This window comes from Kluyvera fluvialis (assembly GCF_059725275.1).
The window spans coordinates 1,474,923-1,496,195 of record NZ_AP046142.1 but is presented as its reverse complement, the minus strand read 5'-3'; the positions used below and the strand labels follow the sequence as shown (position 1 = coordinate 1,496,195).

Sequence of the window (21,273 nt, the reverse complement as noted above, 5' to 3'; positions counted from 1 at the left end):
CTAATAAATACTAACGGATAAGGACACATTATGCTAAGTAAAAATGAGTTGATAATAAACCTAGGGACGACAATAAAGGAGAGAATAAAATTTATTGTCGCTTGTTTATTTCTTATCACAGCCACTACAGGTGCGTTGATTTTTTTCACAAATACTGGTGGCGCAATGATAATGCCTATAATATATGGTGGGGATTTTTTCAATTACGATTGGAGAGTTACATTTATATTATTAGATTTCCCTGCCATGGTATATTTTGACATTTTAATGTTTTTTGTGTTGTTTTCCCCATTTACTTTTCGTCTGGCACAGTTATGCTACAAATTAGTAAATATTATTTATGGTTACATTGTTTTTGCCTTTTTCATCGCAATCCCATTATCTCTGTTAACTTATTTCCATATTCAGAATATGAATTACTATCCATGTGACAAAAAAGGTTTTTTCTCAAGCGGCTATTATGTAAAAGAACCAAAAATGTGCGAACAATTTGAATATCACCCAGAAAAGGATGAATCTGATAAGACATCCATCCTTGTCACACCTGCGGACACAAAAATAAAATGATCGTATCCACATATATTCATATCGTTACACCTATCACCTCGATGATATGGTCTATCAGGAATATACAGTTCAGATCACATATAGCTCGATAACTACATATTGATAAGGGTATATCATGTTCAAAAAACAGGAATTGGTAATAAAGGAGAGGAAAACCATAAAAGAGAAAATAAAATATATTCTTTCTGGATTACTTATGATTACAATTATCACAGCGGCGCTAGTGTTCTTTACGAATACCAGTGGCGCGACAATCATTTCGATCATAAATAAAGAGGATACATTTTATTATGACTGGCGTGATGTATTGACATTATTATCTTTCCCGCCACTAATATACTTTGATATATTTTCACTCTTCCTTTTATTCACTCCCTTCACCATCCGATTAGCACATTTATGGTATAAAATGATAAATCTCGTTTGGGTATATATCATCTTCGCTTTTGCCCTTGCTATAGTATTATCGTTAATAATTTCATTTTTCATCATAGATGACTATGATTCATGCGGTCAGAAAGGGCCCTTATCTGGCACTCATTATGTAAAAGATCTCAAAATGTGTGAACAGTTTGAATATCATCCAGAAACAGATAAATCTGATGAGGTATCTATTCTTGTAGCACCTGCGGACATAAAAACAAAATGAAAATACCAACTTATACCCAGACCATTACCACTGGCGCAGACCCTCGTAACCTGGCGGAGTTTAGTGCCATTCGAGAAGAAATTAATAAAGCGAACCATCCGTCACAGCCAGAATTAAACTGGAAACGGGTGGAATCACTCGCGCTGGTTATTTTTAAAACCAACGGGGTAGATTTACACACCGTCATTTACTATACATTGGCACGCACTCGCATCCAGGGGCTGAGTGGTTTCTGCGAAGGAACTGAATTGCTGAACGCGATGATTACCCACGACTGGGATAAATTCTGGCCGCAAAACGGACAGGCCAGAACCGAAATGCTCGACTGGTTCAATACTCGCACAGGTAATATCCTCCGCCAGCAAATCTCGTTTACTGAAGCTGATCTACCGCTACTTTATCGAACCGAACGAGCATTGCTACTTATCTGCAACAAACTTGAACAGGTAGAACTAAAACGCCAGCCTCGGGTGGAAAACCTGCTTTATTTTGTTCAGAACACACGCAAGCGACTTGAGCCTCAGCCCAGCAAAAGCGTATCAGACACCTCTACGCAGCCCACTGTCAGGACGCTAGTCTATGCACCTGAAAATACACAACCAGCCGCAGCAGAGAACATTTCACCACTGCCCGACCTGCCGGAGATAAGAGTAGAAGTACAGAGCCTGACGGGTAGCACCTCTTCCATCCACTCGCTAAAGCAGTCCAGTATGCTGAGCGGCTTCGTGGTAGGGATAGCCTGTAGCGCAGCTATCGCTACGGCGGTCTGGTGGTGGCAGTTTTACCCGATGCAACAACAACTCACACAACTTAGAGATACCGCACAAGGAGCCGCCATCATCTGGCTTGCAAACCCAAAGCTGGAAAATTATGGCCCGCAGTTGAAACAGCTTCCCGAAACTTCGCCACTCCAGTTGCTGGAAACCGGGGTACAGATGACGCGCACAGCAGACAGTCGCTGGCCGGCAAGCCAGCAGCAACGACAGGCTACCGTCCAATGGAATAAAACACTAAAAACGCGCGCGCAAAACAGCCCACAAATGCGAGGGTGGCAGCAAACAAGGCAAGATCTACGAGCCTTTGCAGACTTAGTCATGCAGCGTGAAAAAGAAGGACTGACACTTTCCTATATTAAAACCGTCGTCTGGCAGGCTGAGCGTTCACTGGGCCAGGAAACACCGTTGGAATTTTTACTGACACAGTACCAGGACGCCCGAACGCAGGGTCAGAACACGGACACGCTGGAAAAACAAATTAACGAACGTCTGGACAGCGTACTCAGCCGCTGGCTATTGCTGAAAAATAATCCTCTACCGGAAACGGCAGTTAGCCTCCCTTCTGGTAAATAATGACGATACACAAAATCATTCAGACTGCATAAATTAAACGTATTTAAAATAAAGGAGTTAATCATGGCAAACCCTATCTGGCTGACGCTGAATGGCAATCTTCAAGGGCTTATTTCTGCGGGTTGTTCCTCTCAGCCATCTATTGGCAACAAGGCACAAATCGGGCATTTGAATCAAATTATGGTATTGGGGATGAGCCACGGATTGAGCCGTGCGCAAAATATTAATCACCTTGCCCTGAATATTCAGAAACCAGTGGATAAATCGACCCCGCTACTGAGTAAGGCAATTACCGAAAATGAATGCCTAACCTGCAATTTTGAGTTTTATCGTACCAACCGCTTCGGCATCAATGAACTGTATTACAAAATTAAACTGATCAATGCATGGATTTCAGATATTAATCTGTCAGTTCCACATACTATCGTGGATAGCGGCGGTCAGCCAGAGGAAATGGTTTCTTTTACCTACGAAAGTATTACCCAAGAGCACTGTATCGCAGGTACTAGCGCCTATAGCCTGTGGGAAGATAGGATTTATTAACCGAGGAAGATCGGTGCTAATATGCATACTATTGTTTGTCGCCATCAATTATTGGCGACAAACAACGGCAAGCAGGTGGCAGAATCTACTGATAGCGACTGACTAAATCCTTAACGACTGCGGCATAGGTTTTTTGTTTTAATAAAACAATCTGTTGCTCAGTTACCGGTGTTTTTTCGTTCAACGATGGGAGTACACTGTACTCATAGTTGACCGGTGACCATGTGGCCCACTCACCCGATGCTACATCAACCAGGGCAAAACGCACCAGGTATCTCAGCAAAGCGGTATCCGTTATTTTTTCATTTTTGTAATCTGACCATATTGTGTTCTTTGTAGCAGTATCATATTGCCCTACCTGCAACGCATCCCAGTAAACAATGACAGCTTTCTGTTTTCCTTTTGCAGCAATATAGCGTAGAGCCTGCATATAATTCATATTTTCACTATCAACTGACTCTGTTATATCGCCGTCTTTTGGAGCTTTGGCAACATTACAAACTTTCACTTGCTGTGTATCGGGAATACCTGAAAAAACCGACACACGATAATATTTACTCATTTCCTGTTGCATCAGCATTTCTGGGGCACGGTTTCCAGACTGAACCAGAATAACGCCAGAGTCGAGTGGTACTCGGAATTCATCAGCCTCCAGCGCAGCCTGAATATCTTCTTCTGAAACCGTCAGGGTTGCCTCATTACCCAATACATCTTTATCCGTTAGTTGTGTGGTTGTTTTTTTACTGAAACGGCTCTCTGCTTTTTGGCTTGTGTCCGTTTTCCTGGCATCAATTGATGAATGGGTACATCCGGCCAATAAAAATACGGTTGTACATAGTAATACCATAGTCTGGGATTTCATTTGTTTCCCTGCTCCTTATTCTGAACTCAATATTATGCTCGCCACACTTCAGTTTCCTCTACGTTGCCAGCAAGTGACTCAAGCCATTTAGAGCATAGGAGAGGCGTAATTTTTCTGATATTTTAAAACTGCGAGTTATTATTACATACCCACATCCCTATATACTGAACCGTTCTATTTCATTTAAATACATTTATATATTGTATGCTTTTAACGTTTTAATCTAAATAAAACATATGTTTTAACATCCAACCTCTTTTTATTTGCACTTTACTAGTTGATATATTAGGCAAGCACGTTTGACCATATTCCATAATTGTGATTCTTAAGAATGTAATGAAGGTATCGTTGATACATTCAGCATCTAATGGACGTTATCATTGCTCCGGATTTCTTCAGCTTAAAAACGGATAATACGTATAGACAGATAAAAGTAGCAAGAAAGGTGTATGGAGTGGGATCTGTTTTCCCAGAGATACGGTGGGCTTTTCGCGAAGATGTACAAAGCAAAAAACCGCAACACCATAATAGTATTGCGGTTCTTGGCTTCTTCCTATGCATAAATGCATCAGAAGAATAAATTTGGTGGAGCTAAGCGGGATCGAACCGCTGACCTCTTGCATGCCATGCAAGCGCTCTCCCAGCTGAGCTATAGCCCCAACGTAAAGCTGTCGTGTTGACGGGCGGCATAATATGAATTCCCTTGCACAGTGTCAACGGCAAAATTGGCTAAAAATATCTAATCGCCCAAAAAGCAAACAAACGCTCTACATTACGTGGCTGCTCGCAAACAGGAGTTATACGTGTCACGTTTTTGCCTAAAACGATGATATAACATGAACTCGTAATTCCCACACTGCGATTCAGGAAATTGTATGCTCAAGGAACGAATGACGCCGGAGGAGATTGCTCATCTGACGGGATATAGCCGACAAACCATCAACAAATGGGTGCGTAAAGAAGGTTGGCAAACGTCGCCACGTCCCGGCGTTCAGGGAGGCAAAGCGCGCCTGGTACACGTTGATGACCATGTCGTTGAGTTTATTCAAAGTGCGCAACGCGCCACCGAAAACACCACTGCCTATACCGTGAGCGATAACTCTTTTCATACATTGCTGCTGACGCTGGTTGATGAAATGACCGAGACAGAACAGAAACAGCTTACCTCGCTGCTGCTTCGGGAAGGTATTAGCGGTTTATTACAGCGTTTAGGAATCCGTGGTTAACAATCATGATGACAACATTGCCTGCAATGATGACCTCAAAAGAGCTGTCAGATCTTGTGCATGTCAGCCAGCAAGCCGTTAATCGCTGGATACGTGAGCAAGGTTGGCAAACCGTGCCAATGAAAGGAGTTAAAGGTGGTCGCGCGAGACTTATCGTTATGTCGCCGCAAGTCATTGACTACCTTGCCAACACCACTGCGTTGCGTAATACAACGGCGAGCTATCAAATAGATGAGCCTGTACGCGGCTACAGCGCAAAACCATCAGATGCGACTTGGCAGCAAATTGCCGATGTCTTACAAAATATGACGCCGATTGAACAGCAGCGCCTTCAACAGTTGCTGTCGCGAGAAGGGATACGCGGCTTTTTATCGCGTCTGGGGCTTAGTGCCGACGAGGCATAAAAAAAGCGGGTTGCCCCGCTTTTTTTTATGCCCGAAAGGAAATTACTGCTGGCTTTCACGCTCAGTAATAAAGCCCAGCGCTTTGTTGATGCGCTCGATGCTACGGGTTTTGCCAATCGCGTGAACGGTGACATCCAGCGCAGGCGATTGCCCAGCACCGGTAACGGCTACGCGCAGTGGCATACCGACTTTACCCATGCCCACTTCCAGCTCATCGGCGGTTGCCTGAATCGCATGGTGCACATTTTCAGCCGTCCAGTCAGTGATCGCGGTGATTTTATCGCGAACCACTTCCAGCGGCTGACGTGCCACCGGACGCAGGTGTTTCTTCGCGGCATCAGCATCAAACTCAGCAAAATCTTCGTAGAAGTAACGGCAGCTCTGCGCCATTTCTTTCAGCGTTTTGCAACGCTCGCCCAGCAGCGTCACCAATTCAGACAACTGCGGCCCTACGCGGGTGTCGATATTTTCCTGCTCAATGTGCCATTGCAGATGCGTTGCCACATATTCCGGGGCCAGGCTATTGATGTAGTGATGGTTCAGCCATTGCAGTTTTTCAGTGTTGAACGCACTGGCTGATTTGCTGACCGCGCCCAGAGAGAAGTATTTAATCATCTCTTCACGGGTGAAGATTTCCTGATCGCCATGCGACCAACCCAGACGCACCAGATAGTTCAGCAGCGCTTCTGGCAGGTAGCCATCATCACGATACTGCATCACGCTTACCGCACCGTGACGTTTGGACAGTTTTTTACCGTCGTCGCCGTTAATCATCGAAACGTGCGCATATACCGGCACTGGCGCATTTAACGCTTTCAGGATGTTAATCTGACGCGGGGTGTTGTTGATATGGTCTTCGCCACGCACGACGTGGGTGATTTCCATATCCCAGTCATCCACCACAACACAGAAGTTATAGGTTGGGGAACCATCGGTACGACGGATGATAAGGTCATCCAGTTCCTGGTTGCTGAACTCGATAGGCCCACGAATCTGGTCGTCAAAAATAACGGAACCTTCCTGTGGGTTAGCAAAACGCACAACACACGGCTCATCATCAGCATGATGCTCGTGGCCATGACGGCAACGGCCATCGTAACGTGGCTTTTCACCGTTAGCCATCTGCGTTTCACGAAGCTGCTCCAGACGTTCTTTAGAGCAGTAGCATTTATATGCCGTGCCCGCTTCCAACATTTCATCAATCACCGCATTGTAACGATCGAAACGTTTGGTCTGATAGTACGGGCCTTCATCCCATTCCAGATTCAGCCAGTTCATACCATCCATGATGGCTTCAATGGCTTCTGGCGTGGAGCGCTCAAGATCGGTGTCTTCAATACGCAGCACAAACTCACCATCGTGGTTACGTGCAAAAAGCCAGGAATAAAGAGCAGTACGAGCACCGCCGACGTGCAGATAGCCAGTTGGGCTAGGCGCGAAGCGAGTTTTGATTTTCATGAAATGGCCTTACGTTTATAAAGATGCCGACAACCGGCAAATCCCGGAAATACAAGTGGGCAATATTCTATCACTCCCACCCCGTTGTTCCCACATCAAGCGTATGCTTTGCTGATTTTGCATAGAATTCATACATAACAGAACGTTTTACGATCGCATTGATTAATTTTACGACGAACGAGCAAATTATTAAGAAAAGGCGTTGACTCATTTTCAACTCTCCCTATAATGCGACTCCACACAGCGGGGGTGATTAGCTCAGCTGGGAGAGCACCTCCCTTACAAGGAGGGGGTCGGCGGTTCGATCCCGTCATCACCCACCAACTACTTTATGTAGTCTCCGCCGTGTAATGTAAGAAATTGAGAAGTGGGTGATTAGCTCAGCTGGGAGAGCACCTCCCTTACAAGGAGGGGGTCGGCGGTTCGATCCCGTCATCACCCACCACTTTCTCGCCAGCTGGATTTCTTACAACAATATGTGAAGTACCGAAGTGGGTGATTAGCTCAGCTGGGAGAGCACCTCCCTTACAAGGAGGGGGTCGGCGGTTCGATCCCGTCATCACCCACCACTTCGGGTCGTTAGCTCAGTTGGTAGAGCAGTTGACTTTTAATCAATTGGTCGCAGGTTCGAATCCTGCACGACCCACCAATGTAAAAAAGCGCCCTAAAGGCGCTTTTTTGCTATCTGCGATATAAACGATTCGAACCTGTTGCAGGTTCGGTGTTGAGCGCAGCGAAACAACGGAGTCGTTCACGGCGACGGCCCGAAGGGCGAGCAAAGCGAGTCATCCTGCACGACCCACCAATGTAAAAAAGCGCCCTAAAGGCGCTTTTTTGCTATCTGCTATTTGTAATTGCACACTTTCCAACGACATAGCTCAAGTCTGCCTGCACGCTGCCGATATTCCTTATAGTTTCTCTATTTAGGCCTACACCATGACAACGATCAGCGCCCCATCCATTGCCGCCCTGAAAACCACCACCAGCACTGCCGCGCCCAGCGGTAACGATACCGCATCACAAATGGCGCGCATTACTCAGCAGATTATTAAGCTGACGCAACAGCTCAAAGAGATTGCCGACGGTAACGGCAGCGTGGAAGAGAAAAAGAAACAGGCTGAGCTGATTCAGGATCAGATAGCCATGCTGGAACAGCAACTGGCGCAACTACAACAAAAGCAGGCTGAAAAAGCGGAAGAACAGCAAGAAGCATCGCTTGCCGCTGCCGCTGGGGCGAGCAACCCCAACGACAAACATCAAATCGATATTTACGTCTGATATAGCGGGTCTTGCAAACGCTCATCCATTAAGCACTGCCCCTGCTCGCGAACCACTTCCCACAGCGCCTGTGCCGCCGTCGAGAGTGAACGTTTTTTTCTCCGCGCCAACATTAATTGGCGTTCAACGCCAGGCGTTATCCGTTTCACTACCAGTGGGCTGCCTTCCGGTAGCGGCAGTGCCAATGCGGGAATAATGCTAATCCCGATACCTGCCGTCACCATCGGGAACAGCGTAGCCGGGTGGCCAATTTCCTGCACAATATTGGCGTCGATATCATGCAAACGCAGCGCAGCGTCAATCAACATGCGGCTACCCGAGGCATAATCCTGAAGCACCAGATTCACGCCCTGTAACGCCTGCCAACTTACGCAAGGCATCTGGGCAAAAGGGTGATCGCTACGACATAGTAAAAAAAACGGCTCCGATAGCACCGCCTCACACTGAAGATCGCTCACCGCACCTGGATCGATAACGATCCCAAAATCAACATCACCCTGACGAATGCTTTCCAAAACCCACTGCTGCGGGCGATCGTGCAGCACAAAGCGAATATCCGGGTAACGCTGGTTACTCTGCGCAATACATTGAGGAATAAGGTGTGCCGAAATAGTTTGGCTCGCCGCTACGCGTACCGTGCCGCTTAACTGCTGGCCTGTGCGCCCCGCTTCCCGCAACGTTCCGTGCAGTTCATCAAGCAGACGTTCCAGCCTGAGCGCCAGCTGTTGGCCTGCCTCGGTTAGCACCACTTCGCGCGTGGTTCTGTCCAACAGCCGCACACCGGTTTGGGTTTCCAGCTCTTTCACGCTGTGGCTAACCGCCGACTGGCTGAGGCCAATTATTTCCCCTGCCCGACTAAAACTTTTGGCCTGGGCCACCGTCACAAACACCTTTAACTGTCGCAGTGAGTAATTCATCTATTTAATTCATGAATGGATGCAATAAATCAATTTTATTTCTCAAAAATAAAAAAGCAAAATGTCTGCATCGATCTTCAGGAGTCTTTATGAAACTTTTCCGCATATTAGATCCGTTCACGCTGACGCTTATCGCCGTCGTCCTACTGGCGACCTTCTTTCCGGCGCGCGGCGACTTTGTGCCATTTTTTGAAAACCTCACCACTGCGGCTATCGCCCTGCTGTTTTTTATGCACGGCGCCAAACTTTCACGTGAGTCGATTATCGCTGGTGGTAGCCACTGGCGGCTGCATTTGTGGGTGATGTGCAGCACCTTTGTGGTCTTCCCTGTGCTGGGTGTGTTGTTTGCCTGGTGGGCCCCGATTAACGTTGACCCGCAGTTGTATGCTGGTTTTCTGTATCTGTGCATTCTGCCTGCGACCGTACAGTCGGCTATTGCCTTTACTTCGTTGGCGGGTGGTAACGTTGCCGCAGCAGTGTGCTCAGCCTCTGCATCGAGCTTGCTGGGAATATTCCTCTCACCGCTGCTGGTTGGCCTGGTGATGAACGTGCACGGCGCGGGCGGCAGTCTTGAGCAAGTCGGCAAAATTATGCTGCAACTGTTGCTGCCATTTGTGCTTGGGCATCTTTCTCGTCCGTGGACGGCGGCGTTTGTGACCAGACATAAAAAGTGGATTGCCAAAACAGACCAAACGTCGATTCTGCTGGTGGTCTATTCCGCCTTCAGCGAAGCGGTCGTCAACGGTATCTGGCATAAAGTCGGCGTCGGCTCGCTGCTGTTTATTGTCGTAACCAGTATTGTGCTACTGGCGTTGGTGATCCTGATTAACACGGTTGCCGCACGCAAAATGGGCTTCAATAAAGCGGATGAGATTACGATTGTGTTCTGCGGGTCGAAAAAGAGTCTGGCCAACGGTATTCCGATGGCCAATATTCTTTTCCCCACATCAGTATTGGGGATGATGGTGCTGCCACTGATGATTTTCCACCAGATTCAGCTGATGACATGTGCGGTGCTAGCGCGTCGCTACAAAGAACAGACGGAAAAACAGCAGGCCAAAGAACAGGCCCGCGTCGGAAGTTAGCGCTTCAGGGGCTGAACCAGTTGGGTCAGCCCCTCAGTTTTAATCAATAACGTCAGCGCCATCAGCTCACCAAGATGGCCCGCCGGAAATTGATCTTTGCGGGCAAACCACAGCAGATACTCCTCCGGTACGTCAATCAAACGCCGTCCTTTATACTTGCCGAACGGCATTTCCGTGTTGGCTATCTCAATCAACTGTGCCTTATCCACCTTAAACTCCTAACAGGCGTAGCATTTCGGCTTCATCAATCACCTCAATGCCCAGCTCTTGTGCTTTCACCAGTTTTGAGCCAGCCGCTTCACCGGCAATCACCAGGTCGGTTTTCTTCGACACGCTGCCCGCTACTTTCGCCCCCAGTTCAACCAACCGCGCTTTAGCATCATCACGCGACATCTGGCTCAGGCTGCCAGTCAGTACCACCGTTTTACCGGCAAACGGGCTATCGATCTCTTCAGCGTTAATCACAACAGGCGCAGGCCAGGTGACGCCTTCTTTAAGCAACTGCTGGATAACCGCGCGATTGCTCTCTTCGGCAAAGAAGTTAAACACATGGTTGGCCACAACAACGCCGACGTCCGGTACTTTTTGCAGCTCGTCAACGGACGCAGCTTCCAGCGCTTCCAACGTACCGAAGAAGGCCGCCAGCCCTGCGGCGGTCGCTTCACCGACTTCACGAATCCCCAGAGCATAGAGGAAGCGGGCAAACGTCGTGTGCTTAGCTTTTTCCAGCGCGTTCACCACATTTTGCGCCGACTTCGGCCCCATGCGGTCAAGGCCGGTCAGTTTGCCTGCCGTCAGGGTAAAGAGATCGGCTGGCGTATGGACGTACTCTTTTTCCACCAGTTGGTCGATGATTTTGTCGCCCATACCGTCAACGTCGAGCGCGCGACGGGAGACAAAGTGCTTGAGCGACTCTTTACGCTGCGCACCACAGATTAAGCCGCCGGTACAGCGAGCTACGGCTTCACCTTCGACGCGTTCAACGTCGGAATGGCACACCGGGCAGTGCGTCGGGAAAACAATTTCTTGCGTGTCTGCGGGGCGCTCGGAAAGCACCACGTTTACCACCTGCGGGATAACGTCACCGGCGCGGCGAATCACCACTTTATCGCCAATGCGCAGCCCCAGACGTTCGATTTCATCAGCATTGTGCAAAGTCGCGTTGCTGACCAATACCCCTGCCACCTGAACCGGTTCAAGGCGCGCAACGGGGGTAATCGCCCCGGTACGTCCAACCTGGAACTCAACGTCACGCACAAAAGTCAGTTGCTCCTGGGCGGGGAATTTAAACGCCACCGCCCAACGTGGGGCGCGAGCCACAAAGCCCAGTTGTTCCTGTAAGTCCAGGGAGTCAACTTTAATCACCACGCCGTCGATATCGAAGCCCAACGTCGGGCGGTCTTGCTCAACTTTATGATAGTAAGCAAGCACTTCCTCCGGCGAGTCGCACAGGGTGACGCGGTCGCTCACCGGCAGCCCCCAGGCTTTAAACTGTTGCAGGCGGCCCAGATGGCTCCCCGGCAGCTCGCCACCTTCCAGAATACCGACGCCATAGCAGAAGAAAGTAAGTGGTCGCTTCGCGGTGATACGCGGGTCAAGCTGGCGCAGAGAGCCAGCCGCCGCATTACGCGGGTTAGCAAACACTTTGTTGCCAGAACGGCGCGCATCATCGTTAATTTTTTCAAAGCCCGCCTGCGGCAGGAACACTTCGCCACGCACTTCCAGACGCGCCGGAATATTGTCACCATGCAGGCGCAACGGGATTGCGCGGATGGTGCGCACGTTGGCGGTAATATCTTCCCCGGTCGTACCATCGCCACGGGTTGCCGCACGCACCAGCACGCCATCTTCATACAGAATACTCACCGCCAGGCCGTCGAGCTTTAGCTCGCAGCAGTACACCAGCTTATCGCTGCTCTGCAAACGATCCTGAACGCGTTTGTTGAACGCAAGAAAACTCTCTTCATCAAAAACGTTGTCGAGCGACAGCATCGGCACGTCGTGACGAACCTGGCTGAATGCTGCCAGCGGTTCCGCGCCGACACGCTGCGTAGGTGAGTCAGGGGTGATCAATTCAGGGTGCTGCGCTTCAAGCTCGCGCAGTTCGCGCATCAGGCGGTCATATTCCGCATCCGGCAGCTCTGGCGCGTCCAGCACATGATACAGATATTCATGATGGCGAAGCGTCGCTCGCAGTTCAGTCAGTTGTTGTTCTATAGGTTGCATATCACACCATCAATGATAAAAAACCCCCGACAGGCGGGGGTTCAGGAAGAGTTTGAAAAGGCGCGGGCCTATCAGGCGTTAGCGTCTTTCACTTCACGAATACGGTCCTGGTACTCGCGCAGTTTTTGCGGGGTCATCATCCGACGCTGGTCGTCAAGCACCACACCGCCCACTTCATCGGCAATATACTGCGCCGACTGGAGCATCAGCTTGAAGTTTTGCAGCTCGTCGCCGTATGAAGGCACCTGCATGAAGATGGTGACGCCTGGGGTCAGCATCTCGCTCATATTGTCTGGGTCAAACGTACCCGGCTTGAGCATATTCGCAAGGCTGAACAGCGCAGGGCCGCTACCGTCTGGGCTGAGATGACGATGGAAAATGTTCATATCGCCAAATTTAAACCCAGCTTGCTGAATGCTGTTCAGCAGCAGTTCGCCGTTAATCTGAGTGCCCTGATGTGCTGAAACGTTCATCACGATAACCGTTTCTTTGCGCTCCTGTTTAACCGGTTGAGCCGGTTCTGGCGCGGGCTGAGCAACCGGTTCTGGCTGCTGCGGCTGCACAGGCTGTGCGGCTGGCGCTTCTACTGGTGCTGGCTGCGGCGCTACAGGCTGCGGAGCCACCTGCACGGGTTGCTGCGGCACGGGCTGCGGTTCAACAACCGGTGGGCGCACAGGCTGCTGCACAGGTTGCGGCGGTGGAACCGGCGCGTGCTGAGCAGGCTGATGCGGCTGTTGCACAGGCGGCGGCTGCACAGCTGGCTCTTGCGGACGCACAGGCTGTGGAGCCTGACGCTCGTAAGGCGGCTGATACTGGTGTTGAGGCGTCTGACGAGGGGCGTCATGCTCCCCAGCAACCCCAGGGGCGTGATTGACCTTGTGGACACGAACTTCACCCACGCCTTCAACATTGTCATCAAAGTCGTCTTCCGACTCATCATCGGCATCACGAGACTTCATACGCTTCATTGGACGATCGCGAAACATCGATGAACGTTCTTTACGGCTCGTCCAAAAACCATGAACCAGTAAAGCAAGTATGGCGATCGCGCCAACAATGATTAATATCAGACGCAAATCCTGCATCATTATATTCTCTGTTGTTCTAACACCTTGCCACCACGGCAAACATTTACTCACTAAGAGTATTTGTCGATTACGTCAAGTGCAAGTGCACACGTGAGATTCACCACATAAAGATGCATTAAATTGTGCTTTTTGCTGTTTTTTCGAACATTTCCTAACTGGTCATTGCCCAACAACCCGATAATATATAGTCGTCTTTTAATGCAGTCAGACAAAGGAGCACTCCCTGACCATGGTTTCATCATCCACCCCTGCCGCACGGAGCGGCGTTTACTATTTCTCTCAGGGCTGGAAACTGATCGGCTTGCCGGGCATCCGTCGTTTCGTCATCTTGCCATTATTGGTCAACATTGTGCTGATGGGCGGCGCGTTTTGGTGGCTGTTCAGCAAACTGGAAAGCTGGATACCGTCCTTAATGAGCCGCATTCCAGACTGGCTGCAATGGCTGAGCTATCTGCTGTGGCCGGTGGTTGTCATCTCGATTTTGTTGGTTTTCGGCTATTTATTCTCAACGATTGCCAACTGGATTGCCGCGCCGTTCAACGGTCTGCTCGCCGAGCAACTGGAAGCCCGCTTAACGGGGGCAACCCCGCCAGATGCAGGCGTTATCGATATCATGAAAGACTTGCCGCGCATCATGAAGCGGGAATGGCAAAAGCTGGCGTGGTATCTGCCACGCGCGGTGGTGCTGCTGTTGCTGTACTTTATTCCGGGTATCGGACAAACGGTAGCACCGGTTCTATGGTTCCTGTTCAGTGCGTGGATGCTGGCGATTCAGTATTGCGACTACCCGTTCGACAACCATAAAGTGCCGTTCAAAACCATGCGTGAAGCGCTGCGCACACGTAAAGTCACCAATATGCAGTTTGGTGCGCTGACCAGCCTGTTCACGCTGATTCCAGTATTGAATCTGGTGATTATTCCTGTCGCTATCTGTGGTGCAACCGCGATGTGGGTTGATTGTTATCGCGATAAACACGCAATGTGGAAGTAATATCACCTTAAGGCGGGGCTTATGCCCTGCCTTATTCCATCCTGCTTACCATTATTTCCCTTCAGTATATAGATATGCGAAATCCTTACTTCCGCAGAATCTTTAAGCAGGTATGCTGGTCCAGTACCCCAAATTTCATACAGTTAAGGATAGGCCATGAGTAAGATTTTTGAAGATAACTCCCTGACTATCGGTCATACGCCACTGGTACGACTGAACCGTATCGGTAACGGGCGCATTCTGGCGAAGGTAGAATCACGTAACCCAAGCTTCAGCGTCAAATGCCGTATCGGTGCCAATATGATTTGGGATGCCGAAAAACGTGGCGTACTGAAAGCTGGCGTGGAATTGGTTGAACCAACCAGCGGTAACACCGGTATCGCTCTGGCCTACGTTGCCGCTGCTCGTGGCTATAAACTGACGCTGACTATGCCAGAAACCATGAGCATCGAACGCCGTAAGCTGCTGAAAGCACTGGGCGCGAACCTGGTGCTGACCGAAGGCGCAAAGGGCATGAAAGGCGCCATCCAGAAAGCCGAGGAAATTGTCGCCAGTAATCCGGAAAAATACCTGCTGCTGCAACAGTTCAGCAATCCAGCCAACCCGGAAATTCATGAAAAAACCACCGGCCCAGAAATCTGGGAAGATACCGACGGCCAGGTTGACGTCTTTATTGCTGGCGTGGGTACTGGCGGTACGCTGACCGGCGTCACGCGCTTTATCAAAGGCACGAAAGGCAAAACCGACTTGATTTCTGTCGCGGTCGAACCTACCGACTCACCGGTTATCGCTCAGGCGCTGGCAGGCGAAGAAATTAAACCTGGCCCGCATAAAATCCAGGGCATTGGCGCGGGCTTCATTCCAGGCAACCTTGACCTGAAACTGATTGATAAAGTTGTGGCTATCACCAACGAAGAAGCCATTTCTACCGCGCACCGCCTGATGGAAGAAGAAGGTATTCTTGCGGGGATTTCGTCTGGCGCCGCCGTCGCCGCTGCATTGAAATTGCAAGAAGATGAAACCTTTACCAATAAGAATATTGTGGTTATCCTACCGTCCTCAGGTGAACGCTATTTGAGCACTGCATTGTTCGCAGATCTCTTTACAGAGAAAGAACTGCAACAGTAATGCCAGTTCGTTAAAATCGCGTAAAAAAGCACCCAATGTGGTGCTTTTTTGTGGCGCGCATCAAACTTTTACCCCTCCTGGCATTGCTTCACTTCCTTGAGTCTGGTATTTAACCAGCATATTTATTTTGAAGCGCGAAATTATTCTTAACAGGATTTCTAAAAGCTGAATCGATTTTATGATTTGGTTCAAATCCTGCTTTCGCGGCATAATGTTTAATGATAAGCGAAACGTCAAAGGCCAGACGCGTCTGCGTCGGAATACGTTACCGATAGCAGTGCTGATTTGTGGGCGTCGCTTGATGAGTAATACAGGCTAAAGTGTAGCCGCCAGGCTAGACTTTAGTTCCACAACACTAAACCTATAAGTTGGGGAAATATAATGTTCCAGCAAGAAGTTACCATTACCGCTCCGAACGGTCTGCATACCCGCCCTGCTGCTCAGTTTGTTAAAGAAGCGAAAGGCTTCACTTCTGAGATCACTGTGACTTCCAACGGCAAAAGCGCTAGCGCAAAAAGCCTGTTCAAACTGCAAACTCTGGGCCTGACTCAGGGTACTGTTGTCACCCTGTCCGCAGAAGGTGAAGACGAGCAGAAAGCAGTTGAACATCTGGTTAAACTGATGGCTGAACTCGAGTAAGTTCAACGAGTTCTTTTAAATATCAGTCACAAGTAAGGTAGGGTTATGATTTCAGGCATTTTAGCATCCCCGGGTATCGCTTTCGGTAAAGCATTGCTGCTGAAAGAAGATGAGATTGTCATCGACCGGAAGAAAATTTCTGCCGATAGCGTTGAGCAGGAAGTCGAGCGTTTTCTGAATGGCCGTTCTAAAGCGTCAGCTCAGCTCGAAGCAATCAAGACTAAAGCTGGCGAAACTTTCGGTGAAGAAAAAGAAGCCATCTTCGAAGGGCACATCATGCTGCTCGAAGATGAGGAGCTGGAGCAGGAAATCATAGCCCTGATTAAAGATAAGAACATGACAGCTGATGCAGCTGCGCATGAAGTTATCGAAGGTCAGGCTACTGCCCTGGAAGAACTGGATGATGAATACCTGAAAGAACGTGCGGCTGACGTACGTGACATCGGTAAGCGCCTGCTGCGCAACATCCTGGGTCTGGCGATTATTGACCTGAGCGCGATTCAGGACGAAGTTATCCTGGTTGCCGCTGACCTGACACCGTCTGAAACCGCACAGCTGAACCTGAACAAGGTGCTGGGTTTCATCACCGATGTTGGTGGCCGTACTTCTCACACTTCCATCATGGCGCGTTCCCTGGAGCTGCCAGCGATTGTGGGTACTGGCAATGTCACCTCTCAGGTGAAAAATGGCGATTATCTGATTCTGGATGCCGTAAACAACCTCGTTTACGTCAACCCAACGAACGAAGAAATTGAGCAACTGCGCGCGATTCAAGAGCAGGTTGCCAATGAAAAAGCCGAACTGGCAAAACTGAAAGATCTGCCGGCAATCACCCTTGATGGCCACCAGGTTGAAGTTTGCGCCAACATCGGTACCGTTCGTGATATCGACGGTGCTGAGCGTAACGGCGCTGAAGGTGTTGGTCTGTACCGCACCGAATTCCTGTTCATGGACCGTGATGCCCTGCCAACTGAAGAAGAACAGTTTGCAGCGTATAAAGCCGTTGCTGAAGCCTGTGGCTCGCAAGCGGTTATCGTCCGTACCATGGACATCGGCGGCGATAAAGAGCTGCCATACATGAACTTCCCGAAAGAAGAGAACCCGTTCCTGGGCTGGCGTGCCGTGCGTATCGCAATGGATCGTAAAGAGATCCTGCGTGACCAGGTTCGTGCCATCCTGCGCGCTTCTGCTTTCGGTAAACTGCGCATCATGTTCCCGATGATTATCTCTGTTGAAGAAGTGCGTGCACTGCGCAAAGAGATTGAAATCTACAAACAGGAACTGCGCGACGAAGGTAAAGCTTTTGACGAAACGATTGAGATTGGCGTGATGGTGGAAACACCGGCTGCGGCAACGATTGCTCGTCATTTAGCCAAAGAAGTTGATTTCTTTAGTATCGGTACCAATGATTTAACGCAGTATACTCTGGCAGTTGACCGTGGTAATGATATGATTTCACATCTTTACCAGCCAATGTCACCGTCTGTCCTTACCTTGATCAAGCAAGTTATTGATGCTTCTCATGCTGAAGGCAAATGGACTGGCATGTGTGGTGAGCTTGCAGGCGACGAACGTGCTACACTTCTGTTGCTGGGGATGGGTCTGGACGAGTTCTCTATGAGCGCCATTTCTATCCCGCGCATTAAGAAGATTATCCGTAACACGAACTTCGAAGATGCGAAGGTATTAGCAGAGCAAGCTCTTGCTCAACCGACAACGGACGAGTTAATGACGCTGGTTAACAAGTTCATTGAAGAAAAAACAATCTGCTAATCCACGAGATGCGGCCCAAATTACTGCTTAGGAGAAGATCATGGGTTTGTTCGATAAACTGAAATCTCTGGTTTCTGATGATAAAAAAGACACCGGAACTATTGAGATTGTTGCACCGCTCTCTGGCGAAATCGTCAACATCGAAGACGTGCCGGATGTAGTGTTTGCTGAGAAAATCGTTGGTGATGGCATTGCTATCAAACCAACCGGCAACAAAATGGTTGCGCCGGTTGACGGAACCATCGGTAAAATCTTTGAAACCAACCACGCTTTCTCTATCGAATCAGATAGCGGCATTGAGTTGTTCGTCCACTTCGGTATCGACACCGTTGAACTGAAAGGCGAAGGCTTCAAACGTATCGCGGAAGAAGGCCAGCGTGTTAAAGTCGGTGACACTGTTATCGAATTCAATCTGCCACTGCTGGAAGAGAAAGCCAAGTCTACCCTGACTCCGGTTGTTATCTCCAACATGGACGAGATTAAAGAACTGACCAAACTGTCCGGTAGCGTGACTGTGGGTGAAACCCCAGTGATCCGCATCAAGAAGTAATTCTTGCCGCAGTGAAAAAATGGCACCTTTCGGTGCCATTTTTTATGCCTGTCATTTATAACGCTGGCAGCATCAACTCATGACAATCATGTTCATGTGTCCACGTCATCACCTGCAACACTCGGTTTGCCGCACGTTCTGCCGCGTCACCCAGCGCCACGCCCTCAAGGATTGCGCTAATAAGCTCAGCACAGAACAGATCGCCCGTCCCTTTTAAGTCCGTCACGATACGCGGATGCTCAATAACGCGAATCATATCAGCCGTCACCGTCACCACCGAAATGCAGTGCGGGTCTTGCGAAGGCGCACTGGTAATCACCACCCAGCGTAAGGTGTCGGACAGCAGACTGCGCGCCGCCAACGTCGCCTCTTGCAACGTATTGCACGGCATATCCGTTAGCATCTGTAGCTCAAATAAGTTGGGCGTAATCCCCTGCGCCTGCGGCAGCAGTAACGTACGATACGCTTGCGGGATTTCCGCTTTCACATACACGCCGCTGTCGGTATCGCCAATGACAGGGTCAACCAGCACACAGATATCGGGGTTTGTGCGGCGTACTTCCGCCAGCCACTGCGCGAGAATCGCAATTTGCTCGGCGCTGCCCATATATCCGGTCGTCACCGCTTTTAGCTGACGCAGCGCATGACGCTCGCTTAGCGCCTGTAAATAGCCTTTAAACCATTCAGCCGGGATCACGCCGCCATAATAGGTGTCGTAGTGTGGAGTATTACTGAATAACACCGTTGGCACAGCCATCACTTGCCAACCGTGCTGCTTAATGGCCGGAACGGCAATACTGTTGCCTACGCTGCCATAGATAACCTGAGACTGCACGGCAACGATATCCGCTTGCAGCGCCTGGCGCGTGTCGCTAAACAGCACCGATTGTATGTCATCTTGCTGGTCCATGATTTCTCCTCCCGCTGGACGGCGGGTCATACTTTATCCATTGACTGCCCTATGGTATGCCACTCCAGCGAAAAGATCGAACCTACCCGCCTAAGAACAAAAATAGCGCTAACGTCACAAACTTTATGAGAAATCCGCCTGGTTTGGCCGTGCTCTGTATACTTACACCTCACCCTTCGCAACAGACGGCGGGATTACCTCCCCTATTCACGAGGCTTGATGAGCATGACTTTGGTACATTCACAATTAAAAGCAGTTATCCAAGCCTGCGATCGGGCAATTTCACAAGAAGATTACGATACCCTGATGGAGTACTACGCCGACGACGCCACGCTGGTGGTCAAGCCGGAAATGGTGGTCAAAGGCAAAGTGAATATCCATAAAGCCTTTATCGCTATTGCTGACTTTTTTCAGCATCGGTTAGTGGTCACACAAGGAAAAATGGAGATTATCGAAGGGGCCGGCAACGCGCTGGTGATTATGGAAACCCGGCTAGATATTCCCAATGAGGAGGGGGAGATCTCTCAAGAAACACGACGGGCGACCTACGTTTTCGCCCTCCGCGATGGGCGCTGGCTGTGTACGATAGATAACTCTTACGGCACTGACCTGCTGAACCCAACGCACGACTGGCATCATACCGACGACATATAAAAAAGGAGCCATCGCTCAGGCTCCTCGTATTCGTTAAATTCCCGCGCCCTGGCTAAAATGTTCTTCGCCAAAGACACCGGTAGAGAGATAGCGATCGCCGCGATCGCAGATGATCGCCACCACGACTGCACCAGGGTTTTGCTCGGCAATACGTATTGCACCCGCCACTGCACCACCGGAACTCACGCCGCAGAAAATACCTTCCCGCACCGCCAGAGCACGCATGGTGTTTTCCGCATCATGCTGATGAATATCCAACACCTGATCAACTAACTGGGCATTAAAAATTCCCGGCATATATTCCGCAGGCCAGCGGCGAATGCCGGGAATACTGCTGCCCTCTTGCGGCTGTAGACCGACAATCGTGACCGGTTTATCCTGCTCGCGCAGAAAACGTGACACGCCGGTAATCGTCCCGGTGGTTCCCATGCTGGAGACAAAATGGCTGATACGTCCGTCAGTTTGTTGCCAGATTTCCGGCCCCGTAGAGGTGTAATGCGCGTACGGGTTATCCGGGTTATTGAACTGATCCAACAGCTTACCTTCGCCACGGTTCGCCATCGCCAACGCTAAATCACGCGCGCCTTCCATCCCCTGCTCTTTCGTGACCAGAATCAGTTCTGCGCCGTAGGCACGCATCGCGGCACGGCGTTCCTGGCTCATATTGTCTGGCATCAGCAGTTTCATGCGATAGCCTTTCAACGCTGCAATCATCGCCAGCGCAATGCCGGTATTGCCGCTGGTGGCCTCAATCAGCACGTCGCCAGGCTTAATCTCACCGCGTTTTTCCGCTTCAACAATCATCGACAGCGCAGCACGGTCTTTTACCGAGCCTGCGGGGTTATTGCCCTCTAACTTAACCCAAATTTCACTACCGTTATCCGGCCCCAGACGCTGTAGTTTTACCAACGGCGTATTACCGATGGTGTGTTCTAATGTGTTCACGATCGCAATCCAGTAAAAAGCCCGGTGGCGC

22 protein-coding genes and 5 tRNA genes are annotated in these 21,273 nt (G+C 49.7%); 18 read left to right on the top strand and 9 right to left on the bottom strand.

All coding sequences use genetic code 11. The annotated features are described in order from the left end of the window. Positions 1-30: 30 nt before the first annotated feature. The 4 genes from AC6I4B_RS07220 to AC6I4B_RS07205 all read left to right on the top strand — a co-directional run bounded on the left by AC6I4B_RS07220 (position 31) and on the right by AC6I4B_RS07205 (position 3,108). A complete protein-coding gene (locus tag AC6I4B_RS07220; RefSeq protein WP_497770628.1) occupies positions 31-567 on the top strand; it encodes a DUF1240 domain-containing protein in 537 nt (178 codons plus the stop codon). A 115-nt stretch (positions 568-682) separates the two neighbouring features. Further along, positions 683-1,216: a DUF1240 domain-containing protein gene (locus tag AC6I4B_RS07215; RefSeq protein ID WP_497770627.1), complete on the top strand. Its 534-nt coding sequence runs from the start codon at positions 683-685 to the stop codon at positions 1,214-1,216. Further along, complete coding sequence (locus AC6I4B_RS07210; RefSeq protein WP_497770625.1) at positions 1,213-2,565, top strand: VasL domain-containing protein; 1,353 nt, start codon at positions 1,213-1,215, stop codon at positions 2,563-2,565. The genes AC6I4B_RS07215 and AC6I4B_RS07210 overlap by 4 nt, the downstream gene beginning before the upstream one ends. Before the next feature lie 63 nt (positions 2,566-2,628). Further along, the gene (locus tag AC6I4B_RS07205) at positions 2,629-3,108 is read left to right on the top strand and encodes an Hcp family type VI secretion system effector (protein ID WP_497770623.1); all 480 of its coding nucleotides are present in this window, start codon (positions 2,629-2,631) and stop codon (positions 3,106-3,108) included. 85 nt (positions 3,109-3,193) lie between these two features. On the opposite strand, the gene AC6I4B_RS07200 is transcribed toward AC6I4B_RS07205, so the two are convergent. Then, positions 3,194-3,970: a lipoprotein YafT gene (locus AC6I4B_RS07200; protein ID WP_497770622.1), complete on the bottom strand. Its 777-nt coding sequence runs from the start codon at positions 3,968-3,970 to the stop codon at positions 3,194-3,196. A 583-nt stretch (positions 3,971-4,553) separates the two neighbouring features. Next, positions 4,554-4,629, bottom strand: a tRNA-Ala gene (locus AC6I4B_RS07195). Between the two features lie 216 nt (positions 4,630-4,845). On the opposite strand from AC6I4B_RS07195, the gene AC6I4B_RS07190 reads away from it, so the two are divergent. Both AC6I4B_RS07190 and AC6I4B_RS07185 read left to right on the top strand, forming a co-directional pair. Further along, complete coding sequence (locus AC6I4B_RS07190; protein WP_497770620.1) at positions 4,846-5,196, top strand: YfeC-like transcriptional regulator; 351 nt, start codon at positions 4,846-4,848, stop codon at positions 5,194-5,196. 26 nt (positions 5,197-5,222) lie between these two features. Beyond that, entirely contained in the window at positions 5,223-5,600 is a 378-nt protein-coding gene (locus AC6I4B_RS07185) for a YfeC-like transcriptional regulator (RefSeq protein WP_497770619.1), read from the top strand. A 42-nt stretch (positions 5,601-5,642) separates the two neighbouring features. Here AC6I4B_RS07185 and gltX read toward each other — a convergent pair whose 3' ends face one another. Beyond that, the gene (gene gltX, locus AC6I4B_RS07180; RefSeq protein WP_497770617.1) at positions 5,643-7,058 is read right to left on the bottom strand and encodes a glutamate--tRNA ligase; all 1,416 of its coding nucleotides are present in this window, start codon (positions 7,056-7,058) and stop codon (positions 5,643-5,645) included. Between the two features lie 247 nt (positions 7,059-7,305). Between gltX and AC6I4B_RS07175 the strand changes: the two genes are divergently transcribed. The 5 genes from AC6I4B_RS07175 to AC6I4B_RS07155 all read left to right on the top strand — a co-directional run bounded on the left by AC6I4B_RS07175 (position 7,306) and on the right by AC6I4B_RS07155 (position 8,336). After that, positions 7,306-7,381: transfer RNA gene (locus tag AC6I4B_RS07175), tRNA-Val, on the top strand. Positions 7,382-7,427: 46 nt separating this feature from the next. Continuing rightward, positions 7,428-7,503 (top strand) — tRNA-Val (locus AC6I4B_RS07170). 48 nt (positions 7,504-7,551) lie between these two features. Continuing rightward, a tRNA-Val gene (locus AC6I4B_RS07165) sits at positions 7,552-7,627 on the top strand. 4 nt (positions 7,628-7,631) lie between these two features. After that, positions 7,632-7,707, top strand: a tRNA-Lys gene (locus tag AC6I4B_RS07160). Between the two features lie 287 nt (positions 7,708-7,994). Then, a complete protein-coding gene (locus AC6I4B_RS07155; protein WP_497770615.1) occupies positions 7,995-8,336 on the top strand; it encodes a FlxA-like family protein in 342 nt (113 codons plus the stop codon). Here the strand turns inward: AC6I4B_RS07155 and AC6I4B_RS07150 are convergent. Further along, positions 8,327-9,253: a LysR family transcriptional regulator gene (locus AC6I4B_RS07150; RefSeq protein WP_497770613.1), complete on the bottom strand. Its 927-nt coding sequence runs from the start codon at positions 9,251-9,253 to the stop codon at positions 8,327-8,329. The genes AC6I4B_RS07155 and AC6I4B_RS07150 overlap by 10 nt on opposite strands. 89 nt (positions 9,254-9,342) lie before the next feature. On the opposite strand from AC6I4B_RS07150, the gene AC6I4B_RS07145 reads away from it, so the two are divergent. Next, on the top strand, positions 9,343-10,338 hold the full coding sequence (locus AC6I4B_RS07145) for a bile acid:sodium symporter family protein (protein WP_497770612.1): 996 nt from the start codon (positions 9,343-9,345) through the stop codon (positions 10,336-10,338). Here the strand turns inward: AC6I4B_RS07145 and AC6I4B_RS07140 are convergent. From AC6I4B_RS07140 to zipA, 3 genes are all read right to left on the bottom strand, one after another. Next, positions 10,335-10,547 (bottom strand): DUF3820 family protein, encoded by a 213-nt coding sequence (locus AC6I4B_RS07140; RefSeq protein WP_015963519.1) that lies wholly within the window; start codon positions 10,545-10,547, stop codon positions 10,335-10,337. The genes AC6I4B_RS07145 and AC6I4B_RS07140 overlap by 4 nt on opposite strands. 1 nt (position 10,548) lies before the next feature. After that, complete coding sequence (gene ligA, locus AC6I4B_RS07135; RefSeq protein WP_497770610.1) at positions 10,549-12,564, bottom strand: NAD-dependent DNA ligase LigA; 2,016 nt, start codon at positions 12,562-12,564, stop codon at positions 10,549-10,551. A 71-nt stretch (positions 12,565-12,635) separates the two neighbouring features. Then, positions 12,636-13,652 carry a cell division protein ZipA gene (zipA, locus tag AC6I4B_RS07130; protein ID WP_497770608.1) on the bottom strand — a complete coding sequence of 339 codons (1,017 nt, stop codon included), beginning with the start codon at positions 13,650-13,652 and terminating at the stop codon, positions 12,636-12,638. 229 nt (positions 13,653-13,881) lie between these two features. On the opposite strand from zipA, the gene cysZ reads away from it, so the two are divergent. The 5 genes from cysZ to crr all read left to right on the top strand — a co-directional run bounded on the left by cysZ (position 13,882) and on the right by crr (position 18,733). Continuing rightward, the gene (gene cysZ / locus AC6I4B_RS07125; protein WP_497770606.1) at positions 13,882-14,643 is read left to right on the top strand and encodes a sulfate transporter CysZ; all 762 of its coding nucleotides are present in this window, start codon (positions 13,882-13,884) and stop codon (positions 14,641-14,643) included. Positions 14,644-14,799: 156 nt separating this feature from the next. Further along, complete coding sequence (gene cysK, locus AC6I4B_RS07120) at positions 14,800-15,771, top strand: cysteine synthase A (RefSeq protein WP_497770605.1); 972 nt, start codon at positions 14,800-14,802, stop codon at positions 15,769-15,771. A gap of 381 nt (positions 15,772-16,152) precedes the next feature. Then, entirely contained in the window at positions 16,153-16,410 is a 258-nt protein-coding gene (gene ptsH / locus AC6I4B_RS07115) for a phosphocarrier protein Hpr (protein WP_002913505.1), read from the top strand. A gap of 45 nt (positions 16,411-16,455) precedes the next feature. Then, positions 16,456-18,183 (top strand): phosphoenolpyruvate-protein phosphotransferase PtsI, encoded by a 1,728-nt coding sequence (gene ptsI, locus AC6I4B_RS07110; protein ID WP_497770603.1) that lies wholly within the window; start codon positions 16,456-16,458, stop codon positions 18,181-18,183. Positions 18,184-18,223: 40 nt separating this feature from the next. Continuing rightward, positions 18,224-18,733 carry a PTS glucose transporter subunit IIA gene (gene crr / locus AC6I4B_RS07105; protein WP_497770602.1) on the top strand — a complete coding sequence of 170 codons (510 nt, stop codon included), beginning with the start codon at positions 18,224-18,226 and terminating at the stop codon, positions 18,731-18,733. Positions 18,734-18,788: 55 nt separating this feature from the next. Here crr and pdxK read toward each other — a convergent pair whose 3' ends face one another. Continuing rightward, positions 18,789-19,643, bottom strand: a complete 855-nt coding sequence (gene pdxK / locus AC6I4B_RS07100) for a pyridoxine/pyridoxal/pyridoxamine kinase (protein ID WP_497770600.1) — start codon at positions 19,641-19,643, stop codon at positions 18,789-18,791. 225 nt (positions 19,644-19,868) lie between these two features. Between pdxK and AC6I4B_RS07095 the strand changes: the two genes are divergently transcribed. After that, positions 19,869-20,297 (top strand): YybH family protein, encoded by a 429-nt coding sequence (locus tag AC6I4B_RS07095; RefSeq protein ID WP_497770599.1) that lies wholly within the window; start codon positions 19,869-19,871, stop codon positions 20,295-20,297. Between the two features lie 33 nt (positions 20,298-20,330). On the opposite strand, the gene cysM is transcribed toward AC6I4B_RS07095, so the two are convergent. After that, complete coding sequence (gene cysM, locus AC6I4B_RS07090; protein WP_497770597.1) at positions 20,331-21,242, bottom strand: cysteine synthase CysM; 912 nt, start codon at positions 21,240-21,242, stop codon at positions 20,331-20,333. Positions 21,243-21,273: the final 31 nt, after the last annotated feature.